This window comes from Plantactinospora sp. BC1, assembly GCF_003030345.1.
Taxonomy (GTDB): Bacteria; Actinomycetota; Actinomycetes; order Mycobacteriales; family Micromonosporaceae; genus Plantactinospora.
Map to the genome: position 1 here is coordinate 5,903,814 of NZ_CP028158.1, position 20,252 is coordinate 5,924,065.

Here is a 20,252-nt window from a genome sequence, read left to right on the forward strand (position 1 = left end):
GCACGGTCACAGGTCGACGGCACAGCGGAAGCCGATCGACTCCGAGCGGGTGAGTCCGGCGCCGAGGGTCAGCAGCTTCACCGACGCCTCCGGCGGTTGCGGTCCGCCGTCGAGATACCAGTCCGAGCCGTCCGCCCGGTACGCGGCACCGCCCTTGAGGATCACGAACCGGGTACGCCCGTCGGTGTGCTCGCTCTCGGTCAGGTTCCAGACCAGCGGCTCGACCCGGCGCAGCAGTCCCGACTCGGCGGCGACCTGCCACTCGTCCTCGGTCGGCAGCCGCAGCCCAGCCCAGGCCGCGTACGCCCGGGCGTCGGCCAGCTCCACGTGCGTGGCCGGCCCGTCGGCCGGTCCCGGCAGCCCACCGTCCGCCCACGGCCAGCGCTCCGGCCGGAGCGGGCGATAGCCGGTGACCCGGACGAACTCGGCGTACTCGGCGACGGTCACCTCCCGCTCGGCGATGGCGAGCCGTCCAACTTCGACGGCGCGACGCAGGGTCACCGGCTGGTGCAGCCGGGGCGGCAGTGGCTTCCACTCGTCGACGTACGGCGCCTCGCCGTAGAGCCCGGTCTCGCGCTGCCGGTACCGGACCAGCAACTCCCGCCGCCCGCCGTCGACCGCCCGCATCCCGTCGGGTACGTCGTCGCGGCGCACCACCGGCGCGGCCCGGCGGACCGCTGCCCGGGCCGGGAAGTTCGGGTCACCTCCGGCGGGGGCGTGCCGGGGCAGCGTCAACTCCTCGACCGTGGCGAGCACGGCGGCGATCCCACCCGCCGGCAGTGCCCCGCCGACGGCTACCCGACCGGGACCGGCCGGGGTGGCGGTCAGCTCGGCACCGGTGGTCAGCTCGTACCAGCGGTGACCGGGGCGGTCCTCGGTGACCAGCCACGGCCCGTCGTACGCCCCGCCCCGGTTGACGACCGTCCACAGCGGAGTGTCGTCGTGCAGCCAGCGGGAGGCGTACACCTCGGTCCCGACGACGTGGTCGGCGAGCGGGGTCCAGTCCTCGGCGCGCAGCCAGGCCGCGTGGCCGCGCTGGACCCGGCGCATCGCCCGCAGCAGCGCCCGGTCCCGCTCGTTCCAGCCGACCCAGACCCCGAAGACGCTCTCCCAGACCAGCACCCCGACCCCGTTGAGCCAGGCCGAGTGCAGCTCGTCGAGGTGGTCGCGGTGCCAGCGCCGGGTGTGGTGCAGCATGTGCCGCCGCTCGAACCACTTGGCCCGCAGCACCCCCGGCACCGGCGAGTCGGCGAACCACTGCGCCCAGGACATCGCGTGGTCGGCGATCCGGGCCAGCGGCACCCGCGACTCGCCCTCCAGCACCATCCCGGGCCGGACGGCGTCCAGGGTCTTCCGAAGCTCGCCCGCGCCCTCCTTGAGGGTGTCCAGGAAGACGCCGTCCACGCCCAGCCAGCCGGCGAGCGCGGCGACCTCGTCGGCGTCGGAGCGCTGCGCCCGACGGGTACCGACGTCCCACGGGTTGTAGTCGACGAAGACCCGGACGCCCCGCGCCTGGAACGCCCGGACCAGCTCGGGCAGCTCCGCCACCTGCCGGTAGAAGTCGAACTGGTTGCGGTCGTCCAGCCCGATCACCGGGTACGCGTGCCAGAGCACCACCCCGTCGAAGCCGCCGAAGTCGCGTTCCGCACGGTCGAGGAAGCCCTCGACGGTGAAGACGCCGCGCTCGGCGTCGTAGAGCGTCTCGTCCCAGAGCCAGACCAGGCAGACGGTGAAGCAGTCCCCGGCGATCTCGGCGTAGTGCCCGCCGTCGTAGCCGAGCCGGGCCCGCGCCTCGGTCCGCCACCGGGTCAGCCGATCCCGCCAGGCCGGCCACCGGGCCGGATCCTCCGGGGCGGCGAAGATCTTCGCCTCGTCCAGCACCGACAGGTCGGCGTGCGCTGCCAAAGGCACCGCCGCGGGCAGGTCGATCGGCCTCGGGACATAGGGGTTGAAGGTCATGCCGGCTCCGGATAGCTCTCTGCGTAGAGGGCGTCGATCTCGTCCCGGGTGGGCAGCGCGGTGGAGGCGCCGGGCCGCCGCGCACAGGCGGCACCCGCCGCGCAGGCCCAGCGCAGCGCCGCCGTCACCGCCGCCGGCTCCACCGGCCCGCCCCGCTGCGCCCAGGCCACCGCCAGGGCACCGGTGAAGGCGTCCCCGGCCGCGGTGGTGTCGACCGCCTCGACCCTCGGCGCCTCGACCGCCAGCCGCAGGCCGAGCCGGTCGGCGTAGCGGGCGCCGTCGGCGCCGAGCGTGAGCACCACCCGGGGTACCAGGGCCAGTAGCGCGTCCAGCAGCGCCGCCACGCCGGTCTCGGTGGCGACGCCGGCCACCACGGCCGCCTCGACCTCGTTGACCACCAGCAGGTCGACGACGTCGAGCAGCTCCGCCGGCAGCGCGCGGGCCGGCGCGGCGTTCAACACCACAGTGGTACCGGCGCCCCGGCCCCACCGCGCGGCCTGGGCGACCGCCGTCAGCGGTACCTCCAACTGGCAGAGCAGCACGTCCGCCGCCTCCACCGTCGTCCGGTCGTCCGCGTCCAGGCTGGTCAGTTCGCCGTTCGCGCCCGGCGCCACCACGATCAGGTTTTCGGCCTGCGCGTCCACCGCGATCAGCGCCACCCCGGACGGACCCGGCACGGTACGCAGCCGGCGCAGGTCCACCCCCGCCTCCGCCAGGTTGCTCCGGAGCTGGTCGGCGAAGCCGTCCTGCCCGACCGCGCCGACGAAGTCGCACCTGGCCCCGGCCCGGGCGGCCGCCACCGCCTGGTTGGCGCCCTTGCCGCCGGGAACGGTCCGCAGCGCGTCGCCGAGCACCGTCTCGCCGGGCCGGGGCAGCGTCGGCGTCGACACCACCAGATCCAGGTTGGCGCTGCCGACCACCACCACCCGGACCTCGCCCGATCCCACCGTCGTCATGATTCCTCCCCCAACCGCCGGGTTCGCTCGGCCAACTCCTCGAAGGTCACGCCGTCGAAGCCGGCGATGCTACTGCGCAGCCGCCCGCGCAGCGGTCCGGTCCACTCGGCCGGCAGCCCGGCGGCACCGGTCAGCGCCCCGGTCACCGAGCCGACCGTCGCCCCGGTGGAGTCGGTGTCCCAGCCACCGCTGACCACCGCGCAGATCGACCGGACCAGGTCGCCCCGGCCGTACGCCAGGGCCGCCGCCACCAGGGCGGCGTTGTTGCGGACGTGCACCCAGTGCAGGTGGCCGTGCCGGGCGTGCAGGGTGTCCAGCACCGACTCCCAGTCGGTCGAGCCGGCCGCCGCCTCGGCGCCGAGGGCCCGAGCCTCGCGTACCGTCGCCGCGAACCGGCTCTGCGGCGGCAGCACCGACTCGCCCGCGTCGAGCACACTGTCCACATCGGAGGCGACCACGGCGGCCGAGGTCATCGCCGCCACCCAGAGCGCACCGTGCACCCCGCCCCGGACGTGGCTGACGACCGCGTCCCGGTGGGCCAGCTCGGCCGCCAGGTCCGGCCGGCCCGGATACACCCAGCCGTACACGTCGGTGCGGATCTGGGCGCCGATCCACTCCCGGAACGGGTTGTGCCGCAGCGCCGTCTCCGGTGGGGCCAGCCCGAGCAGCAGGTTCCGGTACGCCACCCGCTCGGCGGTGAAGACCCGTCCCCCGGGCAGCCAGTCCAGCCACGCCTGGGCCACGTCGGCGCTGCCGAACTCCGGGCCGTACGTCTCCAGGATCCGCAGCGCCAGCAGCGCGAAGTTGAGGTCGTCGTCCTCCGGCATCCCGTCGATGTTCTCGGCCAGGCTGGTCGGCGCGCTGCGCCGGTTCCACGGCCAGCGGGCCGCCACCTCGGCCGGCAGCCCGACCCCGGTGAAGTAGCCGGCCAGCGGCCACCGCCCGGTGGCGGTCAGGATCTCCCGGATGCCGTGCCGGGGAATCTTCTCCACCGGCTTGCCCAGCAGGCAGCCGACCGCCCGGCCCAGCCAGCCGCCGTGCAACCGGTCCGGCTCCGGCGCCCCGGTCGGCAGCCCGTACTCCGTCGGCCAGCTCGCCCGGATCGCGGCCAGCCCGGTCGGCTCGGCCGCCGAAGGGGCCGACGGCAGCGCGTCGCACTCGTCGAGCAGCTCCACGGCCAGTGCCCGCAACCGCGGGTCGGCGGGCTCGGCGGACGCCCCGCTGACCGGCGGCAGCACGGAACCACCGGCCGCCGTCCAGCGCCGCGCGACCGCCGAGACGTCCCGCCCCTCGTCGGCGCTGGCCGCCAGCTCGTGCGGCAGCAGATCCTCCGGCTGTACCCAGGTGAGCCTCATGACAGTCCGGCGAACCGCTCGGCGCGCCGGGTGAACCGCTCGCGGTCCCGCGCGAAGACCTCCGCCGCCACCTCGGCCAGCTCCTTCGCCGGTGCGACCAGGTCGGTCCGGGACGCCTCCGCGACCGTCGCCGACCACTCGGCCGGGACCGCCGCCGCGCCGCCGAGCGCCCCGGCGATCGCCCCGGCCATGGTGGCGGTGGAGTCGGCGTCCCGGCCGTAGTTGACCGCGCCGAGCACCGCCTCGCGGAAGTCACCCCGGGCCACCACCAGCATGCCGAGGGCCACCGGCAACTCCTCGATCGCGTGCAGCCGGCTGGGCCGCCGCGCACCCAGCCCCGGGTTGCGGTACTCCTCGCCGACCGTGTCGTACGGGGCGACCGCGGCGCGCAGCGGTGCGATGGCGTCGCGCCAGTCGGCGTACCCCTCGGCCTCCTTCACCACGGCGGCGATCGCCGCCCGGGTGCCGTCCCGGGCCAGGTCGAGCACCGCGGCCAGCACGTCGTGCACGCCCGCGCCGGGGGCCATCGCCGCCGCCACCGCCGCGGCCAGCACCGCCGCCGCCTCCCGGCCGTAGCTGTGCTGGTGCGCCCCGGCGATCTCCACCGCCTCGGCGTACGCACCGGCCGGGTCGCCCGCGTTCACGATCCCCACCGGGGCCATGTACATCGCCGCGCCGCAGTTGACGATGTTGCCGACGCCGCCCTCCCTCGGGTCGGCGTGCGCGTGGTGCAGGCGGGTGACCAGCCACCGCTCGGCGGCGGCGAGGCGGTGGAAGGTCACCCCCTCCCGCTCCAGGTCCGGGATGTAGACCACCCGCTCGAGCAGGTCGGGCACGAGCAGCTCCGCCACGTCGTACGCGTCGAGGTGGTCGCGCTTGCTCGCGTACGCCCGTACCAGCGCGTGGGTCATCAACGTGTCGTCGGTGATGTGCCCGTCGCCCTTGTGGTACGGCGCGAGTGGCCGCGCGGTGGCCCAGTCGGCGTGGAACGGCGGTGCGACGCCCCGCACCCAGTCGCCGTACCGGGCCCGGATCTGCTCGGGCAGCGCCGTTTCGGTGGCCCCGCCGAGGGCGTCGCCCACCGCGGCGCCGACCAGGCAGCCGACCGATTTGTCGAGCAAGTGTTCCATGGTTACCTCAGGACCTGCTTCCCACCGTCGACGAGCTGCGTACCGAGCTGGTCGAGCGTGATCTTGTTGGCGAAGTACTGCTGGAGGGCCGGGGTGGCGTACTTCAGCTTCCACTCCGGATAGCCGTCGACCATCTGGAACGGCGCCACCGTCAGGTCCTTGGCGCTGTCCGCCGCGACGTCCCAGCCCTGCTTGCCGCCGGTCGCCTTGACCAGCTCCTCGTTCGCCTGCTTCCCGGTCGGCACCAGCCAGTCGCCCTTGGCCAGCGCGGCCATGTTGGTCGGGTTGAGGAAGTACTCCAGGAACTGCGCCGCCTGCTTCTGGTGCGCCGAGTCGGCCGCGATCGAGAGGGTCTGCGGGTTGGCGGCCTGGTTGGCCGAGACACCCTTCACCGGCGGGATCGTCACCCACTCGAAGCCGGCCGGCGCCTGCTCGACCATCTGCTGGCGCAGCGAGACCGAGCCGGGAATCATCGCGTACTTGCCGGCGAAGAAGCCGGGCAGGGTGTCGGCGCCGCTCATCCCCAGCGCCTCCGGCGAGGCGGTCCTAGTGCTGTAGAGCATGTCGTGGATCCGCCGCGGCACCTCCTTCTCGGCCTCCCCGATCCGCACCTCGGTCCTGCCGCCGTCGGTGTAGAAGTACTTGCCGTCGAAGTTGAGCGCCAGGTTCATCACCCGGTTCGTCGGCGACTTCAGCGCCCAGGCGACGCCGTACCTGCCGGGACCGGTCAGCTTCTGCGCGTTGGCCTGGAACTCGTCCCAGCTCCAGCCGCCGTCGGCGGGCGGCACCGCGACGCCGGCCGCGTCCAGCAGCTTCTTGTTGGCGATCACCACCTGCGACTCCAGCAGGAACGGGACGCCGGTCACCTTGCCGTCGAAGGTCGCGGTGTCCCAGATCCCCTTGTCGATCTGACCCTTGAAGTCGTCGGAGAGCAGGCCGGAGAGGTCGGCCAGGTAGCCCTGCTTGCTGAACTCGCCGATCGACGCCGCCTCGTAGTGCACGATGTCCGGGGCGTCGCCGCCCTCGAAGGCGGTCAGCAACTGGTCGTGTACCGAGTTCCAGTCGCCCTGGACGTACTCGACCTGGATGTCCGGGTGTTCGGCGTTCCACTTGGCGACCAGGTCCCGGTTGGCCTGGAGCGACTCCTTCTGCCAGGCCAGGCTGAGGAAGCGCAGCTTGGCCGGGCCGGAACTCTCGTCGTCTCCGCTCCCGCCGCCGCACGCGGCGAGCGCGCCGAGTCCGACGACGCCGGCCAGCGCGGCGGCGGCGACCCGCCGGGAAACTCTTCGTCGGAAAACTCTGTCGAGCACGGGGGCTACCTCCTGTGGTGGTTGTGCGTTATCCCTTGACGGCTCCGGCGAGCGACCCGGAGGCCAGCCGGCGCTGCATGACGGCGAAGAAGACCAGGCTGGGGAGGGTGGCCAGCAGCGAGCCGGCCGCCAGCGGCCCGAGCCGGGCGGTGCCCTCGATGCCGACGAACCGGGCCAGCGCGACCGGCAGGGTCGCCAGCTCCGGAGTCTTGATCAGCACCAGGGCGAAGAAGAACTCGTTCCAGGCGGAGATGAACGCGAACAGCGCGGTGGCGACCAGGCCCGGGGTGAGCAACGGGAAGATCACCCGGCGCAGCGTCTGGAGCCGGTTGGCGCCGTCGACCGAGGCCGCCTCCTCCAGCTCACGCGGAATGTTGCGGACGAAGCCCTGGAGCATCCAGAGCGCGAACGGCAGCGCCCAGACCACGTAGATCAGCACCAGCCCGGCGTGCGTGTTGGCCAGTCCGGCCTGCCGGAGTACCAGGAAGATCGGGATGATCAGCAGGACGAACGGGAAGAGCTGGGAGAGGAGTACCCAGCCCAGCGCGACGGTGCCCAGCCGGGTCCGGAAACGCGCCAGCGCGTACGACGCCGGGGTCGCGATCAGCACGGTGAGCAGGGCCGAGGCGAGCGACACCTGGATGCTGTTCCAGGCCGCCCGGCCCAGTTCCTGTTCGGTGAACGCCTGCACGAAGTTGGCCAGCGTCGGGCTCTCCGGTATCAGCGTCGGGTGCAGCCTGACCAGTTCACGGGGTGGCTTGAACGAGGTGGAGAGGAGCCACACCAGCGGGAACGCCAGGAAGACCAGGTACGCCGAGAGGGCCAGGTATTGCAGTCCCCGGCCGACCCGGGTACGCCGCCTGGCGGCCGTGTTGTTCCGGGCCATCGTCAGTTCGCCTCCCGTAGCCGGCGCCGCAGGTACACCGCGAGCAACGCCACGACGATCACCACCATCACGTTGCCGAGCGCCGCCGCGTAGCCGTAGTTGCCGTACCGGAACGCCTCCTCGTAGGCGAAGAGCATCGGCAGCATGGTGCGGCCGCCCGGCCCACCGGCGGTGAGCACGTAGACCAGGCCGAACGAGTTGAAGTTCCAGATGAAGTCCAGCGAGGTGATCGCCACGATCACCGGCATCAGCGAGGGGAGCGTGACGTTGCGGAACCGCTGCCACGCGCCGGCTCCGTCCATCGCGGCCGCCTCGTGCAGCTCGCGCGGCACGCCCTGCAACGCCGCCAGGAGTACGACGGTGGTCTGCGGCATGCCGGCCCAGACCCCGACGATGATCACCGCTGGCAGGGCGGTGTTGAAGTCGCCGAGCCAGGTGGTCCGGAGCCCGTCCGCGCCGATCCGGTGCAGGAACTCGTTGAGCAGCCCGGCATCCGGGTGGTAGACCAGCCGCCACAGGATGCCGACCACCACCGGTGGCATCGCCCAGGGCACGACGGCGAGCACCCGGGCCACGCCCCGGAACCGCAGCCGCTGGTCGAGCAGCAGGGCCAGCCCGAGGGCGAGCAGGAACTGGAGCACCGTCACCGCGAACGCCCAGAGCAGGCCGATCCGGAACGAACTCCAGAACAGGCTGTCGCCGAGCAGTTCCCGGTAGTTCGCCAGGCCGGTGAAGCTGACCTCGACGTTCCGGCCGGCCCGGGCGTCGGTGAAGCCGAGGTAGATGCCGCGCAGCAGCGGGAAGACCGACAGCACCAGTACCGGCAGCAGGGACGGGAGCAGTAGCAGGTAGACGGTGGTCCGGTCGGAGCGGCGACGCCCGGAGCGGTTGCCCTGTCCGGTCCGCTCGACGTCGGGTCGCTCGGCCAGCGTGGTCACGGGGTCACTTCCAGGGTGCCGTCGGCCGGAGCCGTCGAGGGGCGGCTCGCCGGGCCGGTCGCGGGCCTCGGGGCCGGTGGCGGGCCGCTTCGGGCCGGGCCGCCGACGGTACTGGAGGCGCGTACCGCCAGGCTCGGGGCGACGTGTTCGCGCCGGGGCGGCAGGCTGGGGTCGGCGACCCGCTCCAGCAGGAGTTCGGCCGCCCGCCGTCCCCGGTCGGCGGAGCCCAGCGAGACGCTGGAGAGCTGCGGAAAGGCCATCTGCGCCAGTTCGGTGTCGTCCATGCCGACCAGCGCCACGTCCTCGGGCACCCGGCGCCCTGCGGTGAGCAGCGCGTGCAGCGCACCGACCGCGATCAGGTCGTTGGCGCAGAGCAGCGCGTCGGGCTCGGCCCGGGCGAAGAGCCGGGTCGCGGCCTCCCGGCCGGCGGCGTACTGGAAGTCGCCGACCTCGATCAGCCGCTCGTCGACCGGGATGCCGTGGCTGGCCAGCGCGGCGCGGAAGCCGGCGTCCCGGGCCGCGCCCGGCACCGTGTCCAGCGGGCCGTTGACGAAGCCGATCCGCTGCCGCCCGGCCGCGACCAGGTGGTCGACGGCGAGCGCCACGCCGGCCCGCGAGTCGGTCCGGACGTTGTCCACCGGCGCGTCGTCGGGCAACTGTCCGACCACGACGACCGGGACCGGGCTGACCACGATCGCGTCGAGGTGGCGGTCGGTGATCCGGATCGGGGACATGATCATGCCGTCCACGTAGCGGTTGGCGAGCCGGCGCAGCAGGTCGGTCTCGCTGTCGATCTCGCCACCGGTGGCGTGCACCAGGAGTTGCCGGCCGGAGGAGGCGACGACGGCCTCGATGGCCCGCATCATCGCCACGTAGACCGGGTTGCCGATGTCCGCGACGGCGAGCGCGACCAAGCCGGTGCGCTGGGCCTGGAGGGACCGGGCGATGGCGTTCGGCACGTAGCCGACCTCGGCCGCCGCCTCGCGGACCCGGCGGACCGTCTCGGCGCTGCCGCCGACGCCGTTCAGGACGCGCGAGGCCGAGGCGATCGAGACGCCGGCCCGGGCCGCCACGGTGTGCACGGTCGGCCGGCCGTCGGCGGCGGGCTGTAAACGTTTACGACCCATGCACCGAACCTCCGCTCCTGCCTTGTAAACGTTTCCGGGAAGTTTGCTCCGCTCCCCCCGACCCGTCAAGACCCCGTTACGAAAACGTTTCGTCCCTGCTCAGGCGGCAGTACGGGCACCGGTCGGGCGAATTTCCGGACGAGGGTGTCGATCCGGCCGACCGCCGTTCGTGTAGAGGTGGAGAGGCCGCCGGCACCGTGCCGGCGGCGCGAGGAGGAGGTCGCAGACCATGCAGCAGTACCTGCTCAGCATCTACCAGGGCGACGGCGAGCCCCCGGGTCCGGAGATCCTGGACCCGATCATGGAGAACCTGGCCGCCCTGAACCAGGAGATGAAGGCCGCCGGAGCGTGGGTCTTCGCCGCCGGACTGCACCCGGCGAGCACCGCGACCGTGCTCCGGCACCACGACGGCGAGGTGCTGATGACCGACGGGCCGTACACCGAGGGCAAGGAGCACCTCGGCGGGTTCACCGTCATCCAGGCCCCGGACCTCGACGCCGCGCTGGAGTGGGGCGGCAAGCTGGCCCGGGCGATCGGTCTGCTGCCGATCGAGGTACGGCCACTGGCCGACGAGGCCGAGAGCTGCGATCCGCCCCGTGCCTGAACCGCCGCACCCGGCACGGACACCTCGGCGGAAGCGGAGCGCCGGGTCGGGCCAGGCGCCCCACCCGGAGCACCGGCCCGGACGCGCCCCGGCGACCGTCGCCGACGTCGAGCGGGCGTTCCGGGCCGAGTACGGCCGGGCGGTCTCCGTCCTGATCCGCGTCCTCGGCGACATCGACGCCGCCGAGGACGCGGTGCAGGACGCCTTCGCCACCGCGATCCGGCGCTGGCCGGTCGAGGGCACACCGCCGAGCCCGGCCGGCTGGATCATCACCACCGCCCGGAACCGGGCGATCGACCAGCTCCGCCGCGAGTCCACCCGGGCCGACCGGCACGCCCAGGCCGCCCTGCTGCACACCCCCGACGAACCGGCCCCGTACGCCGGGAGCGGGCCGGACGAGGAGGGACCCGTGCGGGACGAGCGGCTACGCCTGATCTTCACCTGCTGCCACCCGGCACTCGCCCCCGCCGCCCGGGTCGCCCTGACCCTGCGCCTGCTGGGTGGACTGAGCACCGCGCAGATCGCGCACGCCTTCCTGGTCCCCGAGCCGACCATGGCGCAACGCCTGGTACGCGCCAAGGGCAAGATCCGGGCCGCCCGCATCCCGTACCGGGTGCCGGCCGAGGCCGACCTGCCGGACCGGCTCCAGGCCGTACTCGCCGTGCTGTACCTGGTCTTCAACGAGGGCCACACCGCCAGCTCCGGCGACCGGCTCGACCGCCCGGACCTCGCCGTCGAGGCGATCCGCCTCGGCCGGCTGCTCGCCGAACTCATGCCCGACGAGCCCGAGGTACTCGGGCTGCTCGCCCTGATGCTGCTGGTCGAGTCGCGCCGGCCGAGCAGGACCGGTCCGGACGGCGGGCTGGTACGCCTGGCCGAGCAGGACCGCAGCCGCTGGGACCGGCGGCTCGTGGCCGAGGGGCAGGCGCTGGTCCGGCGCTGCCTACGCCGCGACCGACCGGGGCCGTACCAGATCCAGGCGGCGATCAACGCGGTGCACAGCGACGCGGCGACCGCCGCCGAGACGGACTGGGCGCAGATCCTCCAGCTCTACGACCACCTGCTGGCGATCGCCCCGAGCCCGGTCGTGGCGCTGAACCGCGCGGTCGCGCTCGCCGAGGTCGCCGGGCCGGCCGCCGCGCTGGCCCTGGTCGACGACCTGGATCTCGGCGGCTACCACGTGTTCCACGCCGTCCGGGCCGACCTGCTGCGCCGGCTCGGCCGTACCGCCGAGGCCGCCCTCGCCTACGACGCCGCCGCAGCGCTGACCCGCAACGCGGTCGAGCAGGACTTCCTGCGCCGCAGCCGCCGGGCGCTGCCCGGCACCGCCTGACTTCGCCCAGCGCCCGGTACGGGGCCCCGGGGTCAGCCGGCCGGGGTCAGGCTGCCGGGACCGATGTCGCCGCCGGGCGTCGGAGGTCGTCGACCTCCACCACCTCCCGGCCGAGCGGCCAGAACGCCGCCGGGACCAGCTTGAAGTTGGCGATGCCGAACGGGATGCCGATGATCGTCACGCAGAGCGCGATCCCGGCGACGATGTGCGCCAGCGCCAGCCACCAGCCGGCCAGCACCATCCAGAGCACGTTGGCCAGCCCCGACCCGAGCCCGGCGCCGGGCTTCGCCACCAGGGTCCGGCCGAACGGCCAGAGCGAGTAGTACGCCAGCCGCAGCGCGGCGACTCCGAACGGGATGGTCACGACCAGCACGAAGCAGATCAGGGCCGCGATCCCGTACCCGATGGCGAGGGCGATGCCGCTACCGAAGATCAGCCAGAGCAGGTTGAGGACGAATCGCACCATGCCTCCATGGTGCGCCCCCGGATCAACCCGCGGGGACGTACAGGGCGTCGATCTCGGCCCGCAGCGGCAACGCGACCGAGGCACCGAGCCGGCGCGCACAGGCGGCACCGGCGGCGCTCGCCCAGCGCACCGCGTCGACCAGCTCCCGGCCCTCGCCCCAGGCCACCGCCAGGGCGCCGGTGAAGGCGTCACCGGCGGCCGTGGAGTCGACCAGGTCCACCTTGACCGCGGGTACGTGCACGGCGGTGCCGTCGCGGTCGCCGTACCAGGCACCGTGCCGGCCGAGGGTGAGCACCGCCCGGGGCACCACGTCGAGCAGCGCCGCCGGATTCTCCTGCCCGCACCCGGTGATCGCCCGCGCCTCGGCCTCGTTGACCACCAGCAGGTCGACGGCGTCCAGCAGCTCGACCGGTACCGGCTGGGCGGGTGCCGCGTTCAGCACCACCCGGGTACCGGCGGACCGGGCCGCCCGGGCCGCCTCGGTCACCGTGCCGACCGGGATCTCCAACTGCGCGACCAGCACGTCCGCCTCGCGTACGGCGGTCAGCTCGCTCTCGGTCAGTCCGACGAACGCCGAGTTGGCGGCCGGGGTGACCACGATCGTGTTCTCACCCTCGGCGTCCACGGTGACGACCGCCACCCCGGAGGCGCCGTAGACCACCCGGACCCGTTCAGTGTCCACCCCGGCGGCCGAGATCCGGGCCTTGAGCGTCACGCCGAACGAATCCGAGCCGATCGCGCCGAGCAGCGCCCCGTCGGCGCCGGCCCGGGTGGCCGCGATCGCCTGGTTGGCGCCCTTGCCCCCGGCCACCATCACGAAGTCGGTGCCGAAGACGGTCTCGCCGGGCTTCGGCAGGGCGCCGGTGGTGACCACCAGATCCATGTTGGCGCTGCCCATGACTACGACCCGTGGCCGGCTCACCGGCGGCACCTCCCGTTTCGGCGACCGCCTGAGTCTAGGCCGCGCCGTCGTCGGTGTCGTCTGGCAGGCTGCCAGACATGGGACAGATGCCGATCGGAGTGATGTACCGCTGTGACACCGCCCCGGAGCAGCTTCCGGCGTACGCCCGGCTGGTGGAGCGGCTGGGCTACGACGAGCTGTGGGTGGTCGAGGACTGCTTCTTCGGCGGAGCCGTCTCCAGCGCCGCCGTCGCCGCGGCGGTGACCGACCGACTCAGGATCGGCATCGGGATCCTGCCGGCGGCGTTCCGCAATCCCGCGCTGGCCGCGATGGAGCTGGCCAACCTCGCCCGGCTCTTTCCCGGCCGGATCCTGCCCGGGTTCGGGCACGGGATGCCGGAGTGGGTCCGGCAGGTCGGTGCCGACCACCCGTCGCCGCTGGCGGTGCTCGGCGAGACCGTGGCGGCGGTACGCGCCCTGCTGGCCGGGGAACGGGTCACCGTCGCCGGCCGGCATGCCCGGCTGCACGAGGTCGAGTTGGAGTTCCCGCCGGAGCAGCTGCCGCCGATCTCGACCGGCGTACGCGCCGAGAGGTCGCTGCGGCTCTCCGGCCGGGTGGCGGACGGCACGATCCTGGCCGAGGGCGCCAGTCCGGCGTACGTGCGCTGGGCCCGGGGGCTGATCGACGAGGGGCGCCGGGAGGCCGGCCGTACCGACGACCACCGGCTCACCGTCTACGCCCACCTGGACTTCGACGAGGGCCGGGCCAGCGCGCGCCGCGAGTTCGCCGCCCAGCTCGCCGGCGGCTGGGTGCTGCCACCGGCCGACGCGGACCTGGCCGACGAGATCACCGCCATGCTGGCCGGGTCGTCCGGCGTCGAAACGCTGGCGGCGGCCCTGCCCGAGCACTATCTCGACCGGTTCACCTCGGCCGGCAGCGCCGAGCAGTGCGCGACGGCGGTGACCCGGCTGCGGGAGGCGAGCGCCGACGCGGTGGTCTTCGTGCCACCCCGGGACGCCCAGTTGGCGGTCGCCCAGATCACCCTGGCGGCCGAGACGCTGCTGCCGATGGTCCGCGCCGCGACCACGACCGCGACCACGACCACCGCCGAGGCTCGCACCCGCTGACGTCTGCGGGGCGGTGTTCCGTCAGGCGGCGCGGGCGGTGAAGCGGTCGCCGGAGCGCTCGACCACCAGCGGCAGCCCGAAGGTCTTCGAGAGGTATTCGCCGGTGACCGTCTCGGTGAGCGGCCCCTGCGCCACGACGCCACCCTCGCGGAGCAGCAGGGCGTGACTGAAGCCGGGCGGGATCTCCTCCACGTGGTGCGTGACCAGCACCAGCGCCGGAGCGTCCGGGTCGTGGGCCAGGCCGGCGAGCCGGGCCACCAGGTCCTCCCGGCCGCCGAGGTCGAGCCCGGCCGCCGGCTCGTCGAGCAGCAGCAGCTCCGGGTCGGTCATCAGCGCGCGGGCGATCTGGGTCCGCTTCCGCTCGCCCTCGGAGAGGGTCCCGTACGTGCGGTCGGCCAGGGCCAGCACGCCGAGCTGGCCGAGCAGGGCGTTGGCCCGCGCCTCGTCCATCTCGTCGTACTGCTCGCGCCAGCGGCCCACCACCGACCAGGCGGCGGTCAGCACGACGTCGCGGACCCGCTCCTCCGCCGGGACCCGTTCGGCCAGCGCCGCCGTGGTCAGCCCGATCCGGGTACGCAGCTCGGCCAGGTCGGTGCGCCCGATCCGCTCGCCGAGCGCGTGCACCAGGCCGGTGGTCGGGTGCAGCCGCCCGGCCGCCAGGTTGAGCAGGGTGGTCTTGCCCGCGCCGTTGGGCCCGAGCACCACCCAGCGCTCGTCCGGCCACACCCGCCAGGTCACGTCACGCAAGAGTGGAGTGCCGGAGCGCAGTACGCCGACGCCGTGGAAGTCGATCACCACGTCCGGGGGTACCGGTGCCGGGGAGCCGGCGTCGGCGGGGACGGAAACCGGATCATCACGCACCCGACCATCCAACCACGCAGCGCCGTTCCCCCCGCGAGCAGCGTCCGGGCCGTAGGGTGATGCGCCGTGTCGTATGTCACGTTGCCGGGAGGTGGGACGTGCCGGCGGTGATCGAGATAGCCGGTCTGCGCAAGACGTTCACGAGTCTGCGCCGGGGTCGTCGGGTCGCGCTGGACGGGTTCGACATGCGCGTCGAGCCGGGCCAGGTGCACGGTTTCCTCGGCCCGAACGGCTCCGGCAAGACGACCACCCTGCGTACGCTGCTCGGCCTGGTCCGCCCGGACGGCGGCCGGATGGCCCTGTTCGGCGAGCCGACGCCCGGGCGGCTGCCCGCCGTGGTCCACCGGTTCGGGGCGATCGTGGAGAGCCCGCAGTTCTTCGGCAACTTCAGTGGCCGCCGCACGCTGCGGCTGCTCGCCGTCGCCGGTGGGGTGCCGGACGGCCGGGTCGACGCGGTACTGGAGCAGGTGGGGTTGCGGGACCGCGCCGACGAGCAGGTCCGGGCGTACTCGCTGGGCATGCGGCAGCGGCTGGCGGTCGCCTCCGCCCTGCTCAAGGAGCCCGAGCTGCTGATCCTGGACGAGCCGGCCAACGGCCTGGACCCGGCGGGGATCCGCCAGATGCGGGACCTGATGCGCGACCTCGCGGCCACCGGGGTCACGGTGCTGGTCTCCAGCCACCTGCTCGCCGAGATCCAGCAGATCTGCGACCACGTGACGATCATCTCCCGGGGTCGGCGGGTCGCCGCCGGTCCGGTCGAGGCGGTGCTGGCCGGTTTCGACCACCGGGAGTTCCGGATCCGGGTCGCCGACGACCAGCCCCGGGCGGTCGAGCTGGTCCAGGCGGCCGGGCTGCCGGTCGCGGTGCACCCCGACCACCTGGTCGTCTCCGGGGTCGACGATCCGGCCCGGATCAGCCGGATCCTCGGTGAGCAGGGTCTCTGGCTCCGCGAACTCGTCCCGCTCACCCCCGACCTGGAGAGCGTCTTCCTGGAACTCACCGGCACCCGACCCCGCCCCGGGGTGCCGCGCCAGGTCGACGAGTCGGTGCTGCCGGGCGCCCCGACGAACGACCCGGCGGAGATCACCGTCAGCAGCGACGACCCGAGGGCGGAGCCGTGAACCTGGTACGCGCCGAGATCGGCCGGCTGGCCGCGCGTCGCTTCGTACAGCTCATGCTGGTGCTGCTGGTCACGGCCTTCGGGGTCACCGTCGCCACCACGCTGGCCGGCTCACACCAGCCGACCGCCGCCGAGATCAGCGTGGCCGAGGCCCGGGCCGAGCAGCAGCGGGTGGACGCCCGGCAGTGGTACGCCGACTGCCTGCGTGCCGAACGCGCCGGTGCGCCCGAGCTGGGGGTGCGGTACCAGGGCAACTGCGCGGAGCTGCACCCGGACCGGATCGACGCCTCCGACTTCCTGACCGGGGTCTTCGTCTTCGACCGGCAGATCCTCGACCTGACGTACTTCCTGATCGCCTTTCTCTGCCTCTTCGGTTTCCTGGTCGGCGCCTCCTACATCGGCGCGGACCTCACCTCCGGCGGGATGACCAACCTGCTGCTGTGGCGGCCACGGCGGATGGTGGTACTCGGCACCAAGCTCGGCACCCTGCTCGCCGGCGTCCTGGGGGTGTCGGTGGTCGCCTCGGCGGTCTACCTCGGCGCGTTCCGGCTCATCGCGGAGGTACGCGGCCTGCCCGGCAGTCCGGGCGCGGCGTTCTGGACCGATCTGGCCGGCACCGTCACCCGGGGGCTGCTGCTGGTGCTGATGGTCACCGCGCTGGGTTTCGCCACGGCGACGCTGGGCCGGCACACCTCGGCGGCGCTCGGCGTCGCGGCCGCGTACGGCGTGGTGTGGGAGGTGGGCGGCCGGATCGTGATGGGGCTCGTGGACGTCGCCCGGCCGGACCAGTTGATGCTGAGCAGTTACGTGATCGCCTGGGTCGGTGGCCGGATCAGGCTCTGGGCGCTGGCCGGTGACTGCGCCCCGGCGGCCGGGTCGGGTTACTGCGACCTGTCGTACTCGATTCTCTGGCCGGCCGGGCTCGTCGTGCTGCTCGGGCTGACGCTGCTGGCCCTCGGCGGCGCGTTCGCCGCCTTCCACCGCCGCGACCTGGCCTGACCGTCCCGCGGTGCGGTGCGGGGTCGCGGTCGCGACCCCGCACCGCCGGCGGGCGTCAGACCCGGCTGACCCGGATGGCGTCCGCGATGACCAGGCCGGTGCCGCCGGTCCACCGGCTCACCGCCACCCTGTTCGCGTCACCGGCGGGCAGGGTGAAGGTGCCCAGGGTGCGCCAGCCGCCACCGCCGGAGCGCTGGTCGACGTAGACGGTCTGGTTGCCGGTGCTGGTGGCGATGATGTACGGCGCCGAGCTGTTGTAGCCGGGGTCGGCCGGATACCAGGCTTCCACCCGGTAGCTGCCGGTCTCCGGGATGTTCACCTTGTACCAGGCCGGGTCGCTCGACTCGACCGGGTCGGCGAACCGGTAGTCCGCGCCCTGCTTCTGCGACGAGTACGACGAGGTGCCCCAGTTCGCCCCTGCGGTGAACCGGCCGGCGGTGGAGTTGTCGACCGTCTGCGACCAGCCGGGCGGCGGGGTCGAGCCGGTGACGAGCTGCATGTAGTAGGTCCAGTTCCAGTGCGGCCCGGGGTCGGTGTGGGTGGCGCCGGGGACCTGGTTGTGCCCGATGATCCGGGACCGGTCCTTCGGGATGCCGTACCGGTCGCAGAGGTGCCGGGTCAGCGCGGCCGAGGAGCGGTACATGGCGTCGGTGAACCAGGAGGGCTGGGTGACGTACCCCTCGTGCTCGATGCCGATCGACTGGGTGTTGTAGGTCCAGTTGCCGGCGTGCCAGGCGACGTCCTTCTCCCGCACCGACTGGGTCACCGCGCCGTCCGAGGAGCGGATCGTGTAGTGGGCGCTGACCTGCGAGGCCGGGTTCTGGAACCAGCTGATCGAGCCGGCGTACGACCCCTGGGTCACGTGGATCACCACGTAGTTGATCGGGTACGTCGACTCGCGGTTCGCGACCGTGTAGTTGGCCGAGTGCGCCGGGGCCCAGGCCGCCGGCCCGTAGTCGGTGCTCATGATGCCCATCCGGTCGGGGCTGCCGAGCGGGGCCACGTCGCGCAGGGCTCCCCGGTCCGGGGCGACCTTGCGGGCGGGTACCCGTACCGGCCCCTCGGAGGTGCTGGCGTCGAGGCCGGAGCCGAGCAGGTCGTAGACGGTGTCGGCGTAGAGCCGGGCGACGGCCGGGGTGCTGGCGCCGCCGTACCGGACGACCTGGCCGTACCAGCGGTTGACGTCGCGGCGCTGTGCGGCGGTGAGCCCGGCGGCGTCGGCGTACGACCGCAGTACGGCCGCCGCGCCGGTGACGTTGGCGGCGGAGTCGGTGCGCAGGGTGTCCCGGCCGAGGCCGGTGAGCGCGGTCGCCTCGTCCAGGGTGCGCAGCTTGGGGTTGCTGGTCAGGTGCATGACGCCGTAGCCGCCGGAGGCGCTGGGCGCTCCGGCGTGCCCGTCGAGGTGCGTTTCGGCGTAGCCGAGCGCCACGAGCAGGTCACGGGGCACGTCGTACCTGGTGGATGCCTTGTCGAAGGCGGCGGCCAGCGGTCCGGTCACGGTGGCCGGGCCGGGTGCGGCCGGCTGGTCGGCCCCGGGTCGGCCGGCCAGTGCGGGCTGGCCGGTGAGGCCGATGGCGAGGGACGCGATCAGGGTGGCGCCGAGCAGGTGGCTCGCACGCGGTTGGGGGTTCCGTTCGGTCACCGTCACTCCTCCCCGAGGGTGGACGTCCCGGGGGGTCGGGACGCCGGGTGGCCGTACGGTATAGCCTCACATCCGTCTATGTCGAGACCTTGCATCCAACTCGTCGGTAGCGAAAGATATTTACATGCCAGCCCGACGGGTGCCCCCGGCCGGCACCCGTGGTGCGGCGGATCAGCCGAGCGTGGAGCCGAACACCTCGTCGCGGACGGCGTCCAGCGCCACCCGGAGGGCACCGCGCAGCACCGGCTCGTCGGTCAGCTCGGTGGGCACCACCCGGGGTGTGACCAGGGTGATCGCGGCGACCTCGTGCTGCACCCGCTCGGCCAGCGCGGTGCCGCCGGCCTGGCCGACCTCGCCGGCCAGCACCACCAGCGGCGGGTCGAGCACCACGCAACTGCTCGCCACGCCGAGCGCCAGCCGCCGGGCCACCTCGTCGAGCACCGGCCCGCCCTCGGTGCCGGCCGCGATGGCGGCCCGGATCGCGTCCGCCGCCGAGCCGGCCCGGAAGCCGTGTTCCCGGGCCACCGCGCGGACCGCGTCGGAGCCGGCGAGCTGCCCGAACGCCGGCTTCGCCCGCCGGGAGGCGTCCCGGGGAATGGGAGCGCCGGGCACCGGCAGGTAGCCGATCTCGCCGGCCGCGCCGGTGCTGCCGTGGTGCAGCCGCCCGTTCAGCACGATGGCCAGGCCGACGCCGACGCCGAGCCAGACCAGCACGAAGTCGTCCACCCCACGCGCCGCGCCGGACTCCGCCTCGGCGACCGCGGCCAGGTTGACGTCGTTCTCGAAGACCACCGGGGTGTCCAGGTCCTCGCGGAGCGCGGCGAGCAGTCCCCGGTGCCAGCGGGGCAGGTTGAAGGCGAAGGTGATGTCGCCGGTGGCCGGGTCGACCAGGCCGGGCGTGCCGAGCACCACCCGGCGTACCGTCGACAGCTGGGCCCCGGCGTCGCTCGCCGCCTGCACCACCGCGTTGTGCACGACGCCCACCGGGTCGTCGGTGTCCCGGGTGGACTGTTCCACCCGTCCGATCACCTCGCCGGTGATGTCGGCACAGGCCGCCACCACCCGGTCCTGTTCCACGTCGACCCCGACCACGTGCGCGGTGCCCGGCCGTACGGCGTAGAGCTGCGCGTTCGGGCCGCGCCCGCCGGCCTGCTCGCCGACCCGGCTGACCAGCCCGCGCTCCTCCAGGCGTTCCACCAGTTGGGACGCGGTGACCTTGGACAACCCGGTCAGCTCGCCCAACTGGGCGCGGGTGAGCGGCCCCCGCGCGAGCAGCAGCTCCAGCGCCGCCCGGTCGTTGAGCGCGCGGAGCAGGCGGGGTGTGCCAGGTAGCCGGGTGCTCGCCATGCAGTGTCCCTCTTGTTGCGGTGTCCCTCTTGTTTAAGAAGCTTTCCTAATAGCTAGGCTAACCTTCGTGGGAGTAGCCGTAGCGTAATGGTCCGGTGCGGCCGGAGTGTTAAGCCGATCCGGCAGCGCTTGGCCCCGAGATGGTCCACCCCGGTGCGACACTCGGAGCCGGGAAAAGGGCCGAAGGGGGA

The 20,252-nt window shown here is 73.6% G+C and carries 18 protein-coding genes; 5 read left to right on the forward strand and 13 right to left on the reverse strand.

The window, feature by feature from the left end; genetic code table 11:
* Window positions 1-6: 6 nt before the first annotated feature.
* Genes C6361_RS25830 through C6361_RS25865 form a run of 8 tightly spaced genes read right to left on the reverse strand, consistent with a single transcriptional unit; the run spans window position 7 to window position 9,661 of the window.
* Window positions 7-1,959 (reverse strand): SUMF1/EgtB/PvdO family nonheme iron enzyme, encoded by a 1,953-nt coding sequence (locus C6361_RS25830; protein WP_107269275.1) that lies wholly within the window; start codon window positions 1,957-1,959, stop codon window positions 7-9.
* Window positions 1,956-2,915, reverse strand: a complete 960-nt coding sequence (locus C6361_RS25835) for a ribokinase (protein WP_107269276.1) — start codon at window positions 2,913-2,915, stop codon at window positions 1,956-1,958. Before C6361_RS25835 ends, C6361_RS25830 begins: the two co-directional genes overlap by 4 nt.
* Entirely contained in the window at window positions 2,912-4,270 is a 1,359-nt protein-coding gene (locus C6361_RS25840; protein WP_107269277.1) for an ADP-ribosylglycohydrolase family protein, read from the reverse strand. Before C6361_RS25840 ends, C6361_RS25835 begins: the two co-directional genes overlap by 4 nt.
* Complete coding sequence (locus C6361_RS25845; protein ID WP_107269278.1) at window positions 4,267-5,400, reverse strand: ADP-ribosylglycohydrolase family protein; 1,134 nt, start codon at window positions 5,398-5,400, stop codon at window positions 4,267-4,269. Before C6361_RS25845 ends, C6361_RS25840 begins: the two co-directional genes overlap by 4 nt.
* Before the next feature lie 2 nt (window positions 5,401-5,402).
* Window positions 5,403-6,710: a sugar ABC transporter substrate-binding protein gene (locus C6361_RS25850; protein ID WP_107269279.1), complete on the reverse strand. Its 1,308-nt coding sequence runs from the start codon at window positions 6,708-6,710 to the stop codon at window positions 5,403-5,405.
* A 28-nt stretch (window positions 6,711-6,738) separates the two neighbouring features.
* Window positions 6,739-7,596 carry a carbohydrate ABC transporter permease gene (locus C6361_RS25855; RefSeq protein ID WP_107258297.1) on the reverse strand — a complete coding sequence of 286 codons (858 nt, stop codon included), beginning with the start codon at window positions 7,594-7,596 and terminating at the stop codon, window positions 6,739-6,741.
* A 2-nt stretch (window positions 7,597-7,598) separates the two neighbouring features.
* Window positions 7,599-8,534, reverse strand: coding sequence for a carbohydrate ABC transporter permease (locus C6361_RS25860; protein ID WP_234358999.1), 936 nt, complete (start codon window positions 8,532-8,534; stop codon window positions 7,599-7,601).
* Window positions 8,531-9,661 (reverse strand): LacI family DNA-binding transcriptional regulator, encoded by a 1,131-nt coding sequence (locus C6361_RS25865; RefSeq protein WP_107269280.1) that lies wholly within the window; start codon window positions 9,659-9,661, stop codon window positions 8,531-8,533. The genes C6361_RS25860 and C6361_RS25865 overlap by 4 nt, the downstream gene beginning before the upstream one ends.
* 229 nt (window positions 9,662-9,890) lie before the next feature.
* On the opposite strand from C6361_RS25865, the gene C6361_RS25870 reads away from it, so the two are divergent.
* Window positions 9,891-10,265, forward strand: coding sequence for a YciI family protein (locus tag C6361_RS25870; protein WP_107258295.1), 375 nt, complete (start codon window positions 9,891-9,893; stop codon window positions 10,263-10,265).
* A gap of 151 nt (window positions 10,266-10,416) precedes the next feature.
* Complete coding sequence (locus C6361_RS25875) at window positions 10,417-11,598, forward strand: RNA polymerase sigma factor (RefSeq protein WP_234359659.1); 1,182 nt, start codon at window positions 10,417-10,419, stop codon at window positions 11,596-11,598.
* Window positions 11,599-11,644: 46 nt separating this feature from the next.
* Here the strand turns inward: C6361_RS25875 and C6361_RS25880 are convergent, their stop codons facing one another.
* Together C6361_RS25880 and C6361_RS25885 are read right to left on the reverse strand one after the other, a co-directional pair.
* Window positions 11,645-12,064 (reverse strand): YccF domain-containing protein, encoded by a 420-nt coding sequence (locus C6361_RS25880; RefSeq protein ID WP_107258293.1) that lies wholly within the window; start codon window positions 12,062-12,064, stop codon window positions 11,645-11,647.
* Between the two features lie 22 nt (window positions 12,065-12,086).
* On the reverse strand, window positions 12,087-12,986 hold the full coding sequence (locus C6361_RS25885; protein ID WP_107263904.1) for a ribokinase: 900 nt from the start codon (window positions 12,984-12,986) through the stop codon (window positions 12,087-12,089).
* Window positions 12,987-13,063: 77 nt separating this feature from the next.
* On the opposite strand from C6361_RS25885, the gene C6361_RS25890 reads away from it, so the two are divergent.
* The gene (locus C6361_RS25890; protein WP_107269282.1) at window positions 13,064-14,092 is read left to right on the forward strand and encodes an LLM class flavin-dependent oxidoreductase; all 1,029 of its coding nucleotides are present in this window, start codon (window positions 13,064-13,066) and stop codon (window positions 14,090-14,092) included.
* Between the two features lie 21 nt (window positions 14,093-14,113).
* Here the strand turns inward: C6361_RS25890 and C6361_RS25895 are convergent, their stop codons facing one another.
* Window positions 14,114-14,953: an ABC transporter ATP-binding protein gene (locus C6361_RS25895; RefSeq protein WP_107269283.1), complete on the reverse strand. Its 840-nt coding sequence runs from the start codon at window positions 14,951-14,953 to the stop codon at window positions 14,114-14,116.
* A gap of 98 nt (window positions 14,954-15,051) precedes the next feature.
* Here C6361_RS25895 and C6361_RS25900 point away from each other — a divergent pair, with 98 nt between their 5' ends.
* Together C6361_RS25900 and C6361_RS25905 are read left to right on the forward strand one after the other, a co-directional pair.
* Window positions 15,052-16,074 carry an ATP-binding cassette domain-containing protein gene (locus tag C6361_RS25900; RefSeq protein WP_107269284.1) on the forward strand — a complete coding sequence of 341 codons (1,023 nt, stop codon included), beginning with the start codon at window positions 15,052-15,054 and terminating at the stop codon, window positions 16,072-16,074.
* Window positions 16,071-17,072 (forward strand): ABC transporter permease subunit, encoded by a 1,002-nt coding sequence (locus tag C6361_RS25905; protein ID WP_107258289.1) that lies wholly within the window; start codon window positions 16,071-16,073, stop codon window positions 17,070-17,072. The genes C6361_RS25900 and C6361_RS25905 overlap by 4 nt, the downstream gene beginning before the upstream one ends.
* Window positions 17,073-17,127: 55 nt before the next feature.
* Here the strand turns inward: C6361_RS25905 and C6361_RS39275 are convergent, their stop codons facing one another.
* A complete protein-coding gene (locus C6361_RS39275) occupies window positions 17,128-18,714 on the reverse strand; it encodes an N-acetylmuramoyl-L-alanine amidase (RefSeq protein ID WP_107271185.1) in 1,587 nt (528 codons plus the stop codon).
* Window positions 18,715-18,885: 171 nt separating this feature from the next.
* Complete coding sequence (locus tag C6361_RS25915) at window positions 18,886-20,061, reverse strand: ROK family transcriptional regulator (protein ID WP_107258288.1); 1,176 nt, start codon at window positions 20,059-20,061, stop codon at window positions 18,886-18,888.
* Between the last annotated feature and the right edge of the window lie 191 nt (window positions 20,062-20,252).

Excerpts from the sequence above, each read along its gene's own strand:
- C6361_RS25830 (WP_107269275.1), bottom strand. The coding sequence starts at position 1,959 with ATGACCTTCAACCCCTATGTCCCGAGGCCGATCGACCTGCCCGCGGCG.
- C6361_RS25835 (WP_107269276.1), bottom strand. The coding sequence starts at position 2,915 with ATGACGACGGTGGGATCGGGCGAGGTCCGGGTGGTGGTGGTCGGCAGC.
- C6361_RS25840 (WP_107269277.1), bottom strand. The coding sequence starts at position 4,270 with ATGAGGCTCACCTGGGTACAGCCGGAGGATCTGCTGCCGCACGAGCTG.
- C6361_RS25845 (WP_107269278.1), bottom strand. The coding sequence starts at position 5,400 with ATGGAACACTTGCTCGACAAATCGGTCGGCTGCCTGGTCGGCGCCGCG.
- C6361_RS25855 (WP_107258297.1), bottom strand. The coding sequence starts at position 7,596 with ATGGCCCGGAACAACACGGCCGCCAGGCGGCGTACCCGGGTCGGCCGG.
- C6361_RS25865 (WP_107269280.1), bottom strand. The coding sequence starts at position 9,661 with ATGGGTCGTAAACGTTTACAGCCCGCCGCCGACGGCCGGCCGACCGTG.
- C6361_RS25870 (WP_107258295.1), top strand. The coding sequence starts at position 9,891 with ATGCAGCAGTACCTGCTCAGCATCTACCAGGGCGACGGCGAGCCCCCG.
- C6361_RS25880 (WP_107258293.1), bottom strand. The coding sequence starts at position 12,064 with ATGGTGCGATTCGTCCTCAACCTGCTCTGGCTGATCTTCGGTAGCGGC.
- C6361_RS25890 (WP_107269282.1), top strand. The coding sequence starts at position 13,064 with ATGGGACAGATGCCGATCGGAGTGATGTACCGCTGTGACACCGCCCCG.
- C6361_RS25915 (WP_107258288.1), bottom strand. The coding sequence starts at position 20,061 with ATGGCGAGCACCCGGCTACCTGGCACACCCCGCCTGCTCCGCGCGCTC.